Genomic DNA, 10,605 nt, shown 5'->3' with positions numbered 1-10,605 from the left:
CCTCACGGTTTTCCCGCTTCATCCGGCCGAAGTACGCGTGCGCGTCGGGCTGGCCGTCGAGGAGTTCATCGACGAAGCCCTGCTCGTCGTTGGCCGCCAGGTACGGGCCCCACCAGGCGTAGAGCCGTTCGTAGCCGACCGTGGAGGACGGGATCGCGCCCAGGGCCTTGCCGCAGGCACTGCCGGCACCATGGGCCGGGTGGACCTGGACGTAGTCCGGGAGGGTCAGGAACTTATCCCGCAGGCTCGCGAAGAGCTGCTTCGCGCCCAGGAAACGGGTATCGACCCCGCCGGCGGCCTCATCGAGCAGGTCCGGGCGGCCCAGATCGCCGGAGAAGACAAAGTCACCGGAGAGCAGGTAGCCGGCCTGGTCGCTGAACGCGCCGTCGGTGACCAAAAAGGACAGGTGCTCCGGGGTGTGGCCCGGGGTGTGCAGGGCCTTGATGCTGATGTTGCCCAGGGTGATCGTGTCACCATCGAACAACCGCTCCCCCTCGAACCCGTACTGCCAGTCCGGCCCGCCCTCACCCGAGACGTAAATCTTCGCCCCCGTCGCCGCGGCGAGTTCCCGGGTCCCGGAGAGGTAATCGGCGTGGATATGGGTCTCGGTGACCGCAACGATCTTCATCCCGTTCTTCGCCGCCAGCGCCTGGTACACCGCGATATCACGCCGGCCGTCCACCACCACCGCCTCACCCTTGGCCTGGCAGCCGATCAGGTAACTGGCCTGGGCAAGATCCTCATCATAAATGCGTTCCAGAAGCATGTTCTCTCCTTCGTAAAGAGGTGGGGTCTCCCCCGTCGACTACTAACAACACTAATACCCCCTGGGGTATCCTGCAAGTGGGTGCGGTCAGCCCTGCGGCTGTGGTGCCTGGGCGCGCAGGCTTGCAATGTCCAGGTTCTTGACGCCCTCAATGACCTGCTCGAGGCCTGCGGCATTGAGCGCGCCGGGCTGCGAGAAGACCAGGGTCTTGTCGCGGAAGGCCATCAGCGTGGGGATCGAGGTGATTCCCGCCGCGGCCGCCAGGGCCTGCTCGGCCTCGGTGTCCACCTTGGCGAAGACGACGTCCGGGTGCTTTGCTGAGGCCGCTTCATAGGTGGGGGCGAACATGCGGCAGGGGCCGCACCACCCGGCCCAGAAGTCGACCAGGACGATGTCGTTGGTTTCCAGCGTTTCGGCGAGGGTCTTTTCGGTGACGTCGATGGTTGCCATGATTACTTCCATTCCTCCGGGTTGTGGGGTGAGCGGTACTGCTGTCAGGGGCGGGTCAGGTGGTCGGCAGGCCCGCGCGGGTCCACGCGATCATGCCGCCGTCCATGGTGTCTGCGGTGAAGCCGGCAGCGTTGAGGGCGTCCGCCACACGTGCGCTCCGGTTGCCACTGCGGCAGATGGCGATCACGGGAACCGTGGCGTCGAGCTCGGACAGGCGGGCCTGCAGTTCGCCCATGGGGATGTGGATTGCGCCGGGGATCATTCCCTCGGCGACTTCGAAGTCCTCGCGGACGTCCAGGATCTGCGCCTGGTTCCGGCGCTGGTCTGCTTCGGTAATGGTGATTCCTGCCATGATGGTGCCTTTCGGTTCGGGAGTGTCGGATGCTGGGCCGGACTGGTCAGACCGGCGTGGGCTGGGTGTCCTGGCTGGTGGTGCGGTTGGACCTGCGCAGCGGGCACGCGTTGACGAAGAACCAGCAGACTGCAGCCGCGACAAGCGCAGCTCCCGCGACGCCCAGGGCGATCGGTCCGCGCAGATCCACGGGGGCCTGCTGGATAAGGACGAATGCGCCCATCACCAGCACGAACCAGCCGAAGCCCTTGCGCAGGGCTGCTTCAGGAATGCGACCGGCCAGCTTGGACCCGATCAGGGTGCCGACGATGGCGGCCGCCGTAACGGCCAGCGTGATCCCCCAGTCCAGCTCCACGGTGGTCAGATAACCGGCCAGCCCGGCGAAGGACTTCATGGCGATCACGACGAGCGAGGTTCCGACGGCGATTGCCATCGGCAGGCCGCCGAGCAGCGCCAGTGCCGGGACCACCAGGAATCCGCCGCCGGCACCGACCAAACCGGTGACCAGGCCGACGACGAGGCCGTCGAGAAGTACGCGGAACAGCGGCAGTTCGGTGTGCTTGGGCGCCTCGTTGCCCGCGTCAGCCTTCTTCTTGCGTCCGCGGATCATGGCGATGGAGGTGGCCACCATCATCAGGGCAAACGCGATAAGCAGGATCTGGCCGGGGATGTGACCGCCGAGGAGGCCGCCCACGAAGGCGCCGACCATGCCCGCGGCGCCGAACAGCAGGCCGGTGCGCCACATGACGCGTCCGGCACGGGCGTGGCTGAAGACGCTGACGGCCGAGGTTACGCCGACCACGAACAGGGAGGCGGCAATCGCTTCCTTGGCTTCGAATCCGGCCACGTAGACCAGGATCGGCACAGTCAGGATGGATCCGCCGCCGCCGAGCACACCGAGCGACAGCCCGATGAGCACCGACAGGGCAAGAACGAGGATCAGCGTAGTGGTCATGAGGCCTTGGACTCCGGGGTCAGGGAACCAGCGACGGCAAACTGCAGGATGGCGGACTCGCGGGTCGGCTCCTCGGCGGCCTTGTTCCAGGGCATGGCAGAGATTGCCTGGCCCATGGCGCAGGTGTTGGTGGCGGCCGAGAAGGTCAGTCCGGCACCGATGGCTCCGGCGAGGAGCCGGATCTTCGGCGAGACGAACTTGCCGCCGGCAAGGCCCATAACCACGAGGGAACCGGCAGCAAGCCGGACCTGGCGCTCGAGGTCCCAGCGCGCCTTGCCGCGGACCACGTCGCCGCCTGCCTCAGCGTAGCCGGGGGCGCCGCCTGCCAGGACGTAGGCGGTGCCGATACCCGCGCCACCCAGGCGCTGCCGTGCCTGCTCGGCCCGCGCTCCCGACTGGCAGACAAGCACGACGCGGCTGCCCAGGCGGGCGGCCAATTCGTCAGTGTGCTCGGAGAGCAACGGCAGCGGGACGTTGTAGGAGCCGCGGATGTGCATGTTTTCAAACTCGGCGGCCGAGCGGACATCGATCACGATGAGGTCCTGGTGTTCCTGGAACCAGCTACGCAGCGTTTCCGGAGCCAGCGAGGTGACTGCCGGTGCGGCGGAGGAAGTGGAAGAGGGCGACATGGGTGTCCTTTCGAGACGGGCTAACAACAAACTGAATACCCCACCGAGTATTGCAGATACCCCTGGGGGTAGTCAAAAATACCCATGGGGGTATATCCTTGAGCATAGCCATCCCTAACTTTGGAGACACCCATGGACCTTGATTCAGCTGAACTCGCCCCCGTCATCAACCGGCTCAAGCGCGCTCAGGGACAGCTGGGGGCCGTCATCCGGATGCTGGAGGAGGGACGCGACTGCAAGGACACCGTCACGCAGTTGGCCGCCGTCTCGAAAGCGCTGGACCGGGCGGGATTCGCCATCATTGCCAGCGGCCTGGAGCAGTGCGCGGTCCGGAAGGACTCAAGCATGAGCACGAAGGACCTGGAAAAGCTCTTCCTCTCCCTTGCCTGAGGCACCGGCTGGCTCGGGCAACCAGCGCAGTCGGCCCGCGGCTCAGGTCCCGCAGAAGGTCCGGTAGGCGCCGAAGTCCCCGGGCGCGCCGGCGGCGTAGCGCTCCAGGCCGGGGCGCTCGTCGTACGGCTGGGTCACCGCGTCCAGGAGCCGTCCGAGCGGTTCCAGATCACCGCCCGTGGCCGCGGCGAGGGCCTCCTCGACCAGGTGGTTGCGCGGGATATAGGCGGGGTTGACCCGGTCCATCGCGTCGGCGTCGGGGCCGAGGGCGCTCCAGCGCTCGGCCCACGCATCGAAGGCGGACGGATCAGCCAGCAGGCTGCGCGCCGGCTCGATGTCGCCCCGGGCGAACGCGCTGAGGCTCCGGAAGAACAAGGTGTGGTCAACCCGGCCCTCCTGGAGAAGGCTGAGGACCTCGTCCACGAGAGGCGGCGCCACGTCGTCGTCGAGCCCGTCAGGCAGGCCGAGTTTCGCCGCCATGCCGGCCGACCAGGCCGCGCTGTACTGCCGGCGGAACGCGGCTAGGGACTCCTGGGCCAGGTCGACCGCCCGCTCCTGATCGTTGTCGAAGAGGGGCAGCAGGGACTCCGCGAGCCGCGTGAGGTTCCATTCCGCCATGACCGGCTGGTTGCGGTACGAGTAGCGGCCGGTCTCGTCGATCGAGCTGTAGACCGCGGCCGGATCGAAGATGTCCAGGAAGGCGCAGGGCCCGTAGTCGATGGTCTCGCCGGAGATGGTCATGTTGTCGGTGTTCATGACGCCGTGCACGAAACCCACCAGCATCCATTGGGCCACCAGCGACGCCTGGGCGGCGACCACCGCCTGGAACAGGGCGAGATAGGGCTGCCCGGTCTCCGCGGCCCCGGGGTGGTGGCGGGCAATCGCATGATCGGCGAGGCGGCGCAGGAGGTCGAGGTCGCCCGTGGCCCGGGCATACTGGAAACTGCCCACGCGCAGATGACTGGAAGCGACCCGGGTGAGCACTGCGCCTGGCAGCAGGGTTTCGCGGAGCACCGGGCGCCCCGTCGCCACCACGGCGAGGGACCGGGTGGTGGGGATGCCCAAGGCGTGCATCGCTTCGCTCACGATGAACTCCCTCAGCATCGGCCCGACCGCCGCCAGGCCGTCGCCGCCGCGGGCGAACGGTGTGCGCCCGGAGCCCTTGAGGTGGACATCGCGCAGGTGGCCGGACGCATCGGTGATCTCACCGAGCAGGAGCGCCCGGCCGTCGCCGAGGCGGGGGGCCAACCAGCCGAACTGATGGCCGGTGTAGGCCTGGGCCACAGGAGTGGCGCCGCTGGGGACCAGATTGCCGATCAGCAGACGTACCCCGTCCGGATCCCGGAGGTAGGCGGCGTCAAGGCCCAGCTCGGCGGCCAGCGGCTCGTTGAGCACGAGGAGCCTCGGGTCGGGAGCGGTCTCCGCCTGCCAGGGGATGGCCATTTCCGTGAGCTCCCGGGCAAAGCGGCCGTCAAAGGCGACGGTTGAGGAGGCTGCGGCAGTCATACCCCCAGAATATCCTGCGGCACCTTCTCGATGGCGACCGTCTCGATGATCCTGGTCGACGGCTCTCCGACAAGCGCCGGCGCCGTCACCCCGGTTTTCCACGTGTCGTTCTGCAGCCGGCCCAGGAAATCCACGGCTGCTGCCTGCGTATCGAAATCCATCTCCAGCATCACGTAGTCCTCCTGGTCAAGGGGACGCGAGATCCGGTAGGACCGCACCCCCGACGCGGCGCGGTTGAGGGGGTCACTGTCGAAGGCCCTCCTCCACATGCCGAAGTCCCGGACCTGGTGTTCGATCTGCAGGGTAATCACTGGGGGCACTCCTGTCGACGGCGTGTACATGCCCAACTGTAGGCCCGGAAGGCCGCAGCAGGTAAGGCGTCCGGCAGGATGAAATTTCACGCGTAGCCCTGCGGCCCGCCCGGGAGGGGTTCACACGTGCTCCGCGGGCGGAACAATGCAGGGCGTGGTGCCTCACGTCAAGATGCTCGCGAAACGGCTGTGCGTGCCTCACGTATTTTTGCTCGCGTGGGCGAGGCACGCATTGCCTGGGTCTTGTCGGCGGCGAGGCTGATGAGCTGGAGCTGGATGTCTGTGATTCCGCGGGTGAGATCGGCGGGATTCGTGGAGTTGAACAGGACCTCGAGTTCAGCGGCTTTGGCAGGTGTGAGCACACGCGCGTCGGTGACCCGCTGGTAGGGGGTTCGGGGTTTGTCGTAGATGCGGGTCTTGTGGCCGTTCCGGTTCTCCCGCCAGCCAATGGCCTTCTTCGTCGCGGTAAACATGTTGAACCGGATCCGCACGAGGGCGTAGAGCTCGTTGAGCAGCTGCAGTTCCAGTGCGGTGTCGTACCGGTAGTGGAAGGCGTGGCGGCGCACGATGTCACCGTTTTTCTGCTCCACATGGGCGTTGTCGTTGGACTTGTAGGGCCTGGCCCGCGTGAAGTAGATGTCCCGGGCCGTTGCCCAGCCGACGAGCGCCTGGTTGATGAAACTCCCCACCGTTATCGGTGTCCAAACCCGTGAGCGGGAACGGCAGCCGCTCCGCGACGGTCTCCATCGCCGCGAGGATCCATTTGTAGGCGCTGTTGCGGATCGCGACGTTCTCCGTCCAGCCGGTGAACACGTCGGTGGCGGTCAGTGTGCGGGCGAATTCCCCCACCAGGGCAGGGCCGCAGTGCGCGACCAGATCCGCCTCGATGAACCCAGGAACCTGCTCGTGTTCCTGGCCGGCCCGGCGCACCGCGATAGACGAGCGGAGCTCGCTGCCGGCCTTCGTGGCGGACAGGCCCTTCGGCGCCATCCCCGCCCGGGTGGGCTTCAGGAGCCGGTCGATCGTGGCCCCGGAGACGGCCATTAGCTGGTCCCGTATTTCCGGGCTGAACCGCACATTGTTCAGCTCACCATAGGCTTCCAGTTTCGGCAGCCACAGGTCCATGGTCGCCGCGAGGTATTTGCCCGAGGGCATGCCGGCCAGCCGCCAGACCCTGATCAAGGCCACCAGCGTGTCGTATCCATAAGTCCGCGGGCGGGGCTTCCGCTTCGCTTTCCGGACGGGAGTTTTACGTTTCAGCGCCGTGGACAACGCGCGGCGGGCGTTGGCCCGGGACCAGCCGGTGACCGCGACCAGATCGTCCAGGATCCTGCCCTTGTCCTTCTTGGCCGCCCGTGCGTACTCCGCCGCGGATTGCTTCGTGATCTCCCTGCGCGCTGACAACGACAAACCCTGACCCATCCATCATGGTCCCAGCAGCACCCGGAGCCAGACCCGTTTCGCGAGCACTTCCCAAATGAGGCACGCACCCCATTTCGCGAGCACTATTCGTGAGTCTCGTCGCAGGGTTGACAGGCCATTCAGGGGCGCGGAGCATGGCGTTCATGTGCGCAATGGTAAGCGGCACGCCCAGGAAGCTGGACCCGTGAGTCGCGGGGCTTCGACCACCGTCCGGACTGGCTCCGGCCTGGTGCTGGCGGTGCTGGCCTCCGGCCAGTTCCTGATGACCCTCGACAGCTCGGTGATGAACGTGTCGATGGCCACGGTGGCTGCGGACCTGGGGACGACGATCACCGTGATCCAGACGGCGATCACCCTGTACACCCTCGTTATGGCGTCGCTGATGATTACCGGCGGCAAGGTGGGGACCATTATGGGCCGCCGCCGCGCGTTTGCCCTCGGCCTGATCATCTACGCCGCGGGGTCACTCACGACGGCGCTTGCTCCCAACCTGGGGGTGCTGCTGCTGGGCTGGTCTCTCCTGGAGGGTGTCGGAGCGGCACTGATTATGCCCGCAATCGTCTCGCTGGTTGCGGCCAACTTCCCGCCCGAACGCCGCGCCGGAGCCTACGGGCTGGTGGCTGCGGCGGGCGCCATGGCGGTCGCTTGCGGGCCCGCTGATCGGCGGTGCAGTGACCACGTTTGCATCCTGGCGGTATGTCTTCGTCGGCGAGGTCGTCATCGTTGTGGCGATCCTGCTGGTCCTGCGCAAGGTTGAGGACGTATAACCGGCCAAGGTCCGGCTCGATTTCGTGGGATCCGCGTTGTCGATAGTGGGACTGGGCATGGTTGTGTACGGTGTGCTGCGTTCGGGCGAGTGGGGCTGGGTGCAGTCCAAGACCGGCGCGCCGACGGTCCTGGGTCTCTCCCCCGTGGTGTGGCTGCTGATTGGCGGGCTGCTTGTCCTTTATGTGTTCCTGCGGCGGACATCGCACTTTGCCGCAGTGGGCGGCGATCCCCTGGTCGATCCGGGGCTGTTCCGGAACCAGCGTCTCACCGGCGGCCTCAGCGTATTCTTCGCTCAGTTCCTCGTACAGGCCGGAGTGTTTTTCACCATCCCCCTGTTCCTGTCGGTGGTGCTGGAGTTGAGCGGGCTCGAGACCGGGATCCGGATTTTCCCGCTGTCCGTAGCGCTGATTCTGGCCGCCGCGGGAATCCCCAAAGTCTGGCCACGTGCCAACCCGCGCCGTGTCGTCCGGCTGGGGCTGATGCTGATGATCGTCGGCATCCTCATTCTCGTGGCAGGAATGGATCCCGGTGCGAATGCAGGCATCGTGGCCATCCCGATGCTGTTGATGGGCTTTGGGCTGGGGGCACTGTCCTCGCAGCTGGGCGCCATCACCGTCTCCGCGGTCCCGGACTCACAGAGCGCAGAGGTCGGCGGGCTGCAGAACACGGCTACCAACCTCGGGGCCTCGCTGGGGACCGCGCTGATCGGGTCGGTACTCATCGCCACCCTGAGCGCTGCGTTCATGGCCGGCATCCAGGATAACCCCGCTGTCCCGAGCTCCGTGCAGGAGCAGGCCTCGGTCCAGCTGGCCAGCGGCGTGCCGTTCATTTCCGATACGCAGCTTCGGAGCGCGCTGGAGGATGCCGGAGTCGACCAGCCGACGGCCGACGCCATCATGTCGGTCAACTCCGGCTCCCGCCTGGATGCCCTGCGGGCCGCGTTGGCCCTGACCGCGTTGCTGGCGATCGCTGCCCTGTTCATCACCGGACGCCTCCCCGAGGAGGCCGTCGGGTCGCAGCCTGTGTCCGCACCGGACAAGGTAGCGTGAGGAGTGCGCCGTCCCTGCAGAGTCCCCCAATGATGCAGGGGCGGCGCCTTCGTGGCCGGTGCTACTGGCGCTGGAAGAGATTCAGAATGTTGCCCTCGCTGTCCAGGAACCACGCGGCTTTGCCCACCGGAGTCGATGCGATCCCGTTCTCAGTCTTCAGACCGGGAAAGTCGTATTCCTCGAACACCACACCGCGGCCGCGCAGGTCCTGCACCTCGGCCTCGATGTCGTCTGTTCCCCAGCCCAGCTGGGTGTTTTTCGCTGTTCCTGCATTCTCCGTCTGGTAGAGCAGGAAAGCCGTTCCTTTGCCGCAGCGGTACAGCAGATTCTCCTCGTCCATAATGTCGTCGGGCTCCAGTCCCAGCACGTCACGGTAGTAGTTACGCGCCCGAACGATGTCCTTCGCTGGGAGGACTGCGGAGATTTCGAGATCCTTGAGCATGATTGTTTCTCCCTCTTGATCAGTGTTGATCAGTTTCTGGAAGTCACCCCAGCTGCCATCCACGATGACGTCCGCCGGCAACTCGGCGTACCCGGCCACGTCGTGCCAACCGCGGGCCTCGCTTCCCGGGTCATCAACTTGCTCAGCATCAGCGATGGACAACACACATCTGCTCCTCGAAGGTGCTGATGCGCACTATCGTAGGCCAGGGATCACGGGAGTCAAGACCGTCCGGAATCGCCGCCGGCGCGGAGGAAATTCCGTGGCCGCTGCCGGGTGACGGCAGCGACGTCGCCGGCTAGGATCCCGCGTCCGTAGTCCTGGTCGGGGCATTGGCCTGGTCGGACTGGTGGTGCTGCCGGCGGCTCGCCAGGAGGAAGGGCACGGCGATCAACTCGATCACGCCGCCGATCGCCAGCGAGGCAGGGTAGCCATACACATCGGCTGCCCGGCCAAGCACCGGCTGGACAACCACGCCGCCGCTGGACCCGATGAGTGAGTCGAAGCTCAGCACCGTGGCCCGCTGCTTCGAGGCGATCATGTCGTTCAGGTAGGCCTGCCGCACCGGGGTGCCCGCCGAGGCCACCACGGCCCAGAGCGCCAGCAGCACCAGGGCCACCCAGAACACCCGGGTGAACCCGAGAACGATCAAGATCAAGGCGCTCAGCAGGCTGCACAGAATCAGCACCGTCGTGCGTTTGCGGACGAGGAGCCGGACGCGCGGAGCCAGCCAACCGCCGAGCACGTCTGCTCCCGCCACCAGTGCCGCCGCCAGGCCCGCCACGGCGTACGCGCGCGGGTCACCGAAGAGCTCAAGCAGGTAGGGCTGGAGGGCATAGAACACGTAGAAGCCGACGCCGGCACTGAACGGTGCCGCCAGCATCACGTAACGCACCGGCGGATTTTTCAATCCGTTCTCGATGGACGCGGAGAGGACGGCACGGGTTGCCTGCAGCGGGTGCGTCGAACGTTCCGGGGTGAAACCGACATCCCGCATGAGGGCGAAGGCCACAACAAACATCACCACCAGCACACCCACCCGCAGCAGGAACGGCACGCCCAGATTGGTGGCCTGCGCAATCACACCGCCGGCCACCGAGCCCAAGAGCATCCCTACGCCCGCCACCATTTGTCCCCGCCCGAGCACCGCCTCCAGCCCGCCCTCATAGCCGGAAAAGGTTAACGCATCGACGAGCCACGCCTCGACCGCGCCAGAGAAGAACGTGAAGCCCAGACCGAGCAAAACCGAGACCACCGCCCACAGCCAGAACGGGGCGGACAGCTGCCAGAGCAGGTAGTAGAGGTAGGTCGATACGGCCAGGGTCACGGTGCCGAGCAGGAAGGAAACGCGGCGCCCCCAACCGTCGGCAATCACCCCGGTGGGCACCTCGAACAGGACCATGCCGGCCATAAAAAACGCGTTGGCGGCAAAAGCCTCAAGGTTGCTGAGTCCGGCGTCCAACAGGAACAGGGTGTTGATCCCCCAGATAAACGAGGCCGCCAGGGTATTGCCCAGCGTCAACGTGAGGTAGATGCGCTGGATCTTTCGGGCGGCGGTGTTCATC

Annotated in this window: 14 protein-coding genes; 3 read left to right on the top strand and 11 right to left on the bottom strand. The window is 66.3% G+C overall.

Annotation, left to right across the window (positions count from 1 at the left end):
• The 5 genes from AC50YC_RS18845 to AC50YC_RS18825 all read right to left on the bottom strand — a co-directional run.
• Window positions 1-766: MBL fold metallo-hydrolase (locus AC50YC_RS18845; protein ID WP_494954813.1), on the bottom strand; the 766-nt coding region annotated here is incomplete at its 3' end.
• An 87-nt stretch (window positions 767-853) separates the two neighbouring features.
• A complete protein-coding gene (gene trxA / locus AC50YC_RS18840) occupies window positions 854-1,216 on the bottom strand; it encodes a thioredoxin (protein ID WP_494954812.1) in 363 nt (120 codons plus the stop codon).
• 55 nt (window positions 1,217-1,271) lie between these two features.
• Window positions 1,272-1,568, bottom strand: a complete 297-nt coding sequence (locus AC50YC_RS18835) for a rhodanese-like domain-containing protein (protein ID WP_494954811.1) — start codon at window positions 1,566-1,568, stop codon at window positions 1,272-1,274.
• A gap of 46 nt (window positions 1,569-1,614) precedes the next feature.
• Entirely contained in the window at window positions 1,615-2,523 is a 909-nt protein-coding gene (locus AC50YC_RS18830) for a sulfite exporter TauE/SafE family protein (RefSeq protein WP_494954810.1), read from the bottom strand.
• Window positions 2,520-3,152, bottom strand: a complete 633-nt coding sequence (locus AC50YC_RS18825) for a rhodanese-like domain-containing protein (protein ID WP_494954809.1) — start codon at window positions 3,150-3,152, stop codon at window positions 2,520-2,522. Before AC50YC_RS18825 ends, AC50YC_RS18830 begins: the two co-directional genes overlap by 4 nt.
• A gap of 132 nt (window positions 3,153-3,284) precedes the next feature.
• Here AC50YC_RS18825 and AC50YC_RS18820 point away from each other — a divergent pair, with 132 nt between their 5' ends.
• Window positions 3,285-3,542: a metal-sensitive transcriptional regulator gene (locus tag AC50YC_RS18820; RefSeq protein ID WP_354173995.1), complete on the top strand. Its 258-nt coding sequence runs from the start codon at window positions 3,285-3,287 to the stop codon at window positions 3,540-3,542.
• A gap of 42 nt (window positions 3,543-3,584) precedes the next feature.
• Here AC50YC_RS18820 and AC50YC_RS18815 read toward each other — a convergent pair whose 3' ends face one another.
• From AC50YC_RS18815 to AC50YC_RS18800, 4 genes are all read right to left on the bottom strand, one after another.
• Complete coding sequence (locus AC50YC_RS18815; protein WP_494954808.1) at window positions 3,585-5,048, bottom strand: protein adenylyltransferase SelO; 1,464 nt, start codon at window positions 5,046-5,048, stop codon at window positions 3,585-3,587.
• A complete protein-coding gene (locus AC50YC_RS18810; RefSeq protein WP_494954807.1) occupies window positions 5,045-5,359 on the bottom strand; it encodes a hypothetical protein in 315 nt (104 codons plus the stop codon). The genes AC50YC_RS18815 and AC50YC_RS18810 overlap by 4 nt, the downstream gene beginning before the upstream one ends.
• 167 nt (window positions 5,360-5,526) lie before the next feature.
• Window positions 5,527-5,949, bottom strand: coding sequence for a hypothetical protein (locus AC50YC_RS18805; RefSeq protein ID WP_494954806.1), 423 nt, complete (start codon window positions 5,947-5,949; stop codon window positions 5,527-5,529).
• On the bottom strand, window positions 5,930-6,763 hold the full coding sequence (locus AC50YC_RS18800; protein ID WP_494954805.1) for a hypothetical protein: 834 nt from the start codon (window positions 6,761-6,763) through the stop codon (window positions 5,930-5,932). Before AC50YC_RS18800 ends, AC50YC_RS18805 begins: the two co-directional genes overlap by 20 nt.
• Window positions 6,764-6,965: 202 nt before the next feature.
• Here AC50YC_RS18800 and AC50YC_RS18795 point away from each other — a divergent pair, with 202 nt between their 5' ends.
• Both AC50YC_RS18795 and AC50YC_RS18790 read left to right on the top strand, forming a co-directional pair.
• On the top strand, window positions 6,966-7,538 hold the full coding sequence (locus AC50YC_RS18795; RefSeq protein ID WP_494954804.1) for an MFS transporter: 573 nt from the start codon (window positions 6,966-6,968) through the stop codon (window positions 7,536-7,538).
• A 67-nt stretch (window positions 7,539-7,605) separates the two neighbouring features.
• Window positions 7,606-8,598: an MFS transporter gene (locus AC50YC_RS18790; protein ID WP_494954803.1), complete on the top strand. Its 993-nt coding sequence runs from the start codon at window positions 7,606-7,608 to the stop codon at window positions 8,596-8,598.
• Window positions 8,599-8,659: 61 nt separating this feature from the next.
• Here the strand turns inward: AC50YC_RS18790 and AC50YC_RS18785 are convergent, their stop codons facing one another.
• Window positions 8,660-9,040 carry a VOC family protein gene (locus AC50YC_RS18785; RefSeq protein ID WP_494954814.1) on the bottom strand — a complete coding sequence of 127 codons (381 nt, stop codon included), beginning with the start codon at window positions 9,038-9,040 and terminating at the stop codon, window positions 8,660-8,662.
• Between the two features lie 298 nt (window positions 9,041-9,338).
• Window positions 9,339-10,604, bottom strand: a complete 1,266-nt coding sequence (locus AC50YC_RS18780; RefSeq protein WP_494954802.1) for an MFS transporter — start codon at window positions 10,602-10,604, stop codon at window positions 9,339-9,341.
• Between the last annotated feature and the right edge of the window lies 1 nt (window position 10,605).

The sequence above is a fragment of the Pseudarthrobacter sp. MDT1-56 genome, from assembly GCF_059383555.1.
The sequence above is the reverse complement of the archived record's forward strand: the minus strand, read 5'-3'. Positions and strand labels throughout refer to the sequence as shown.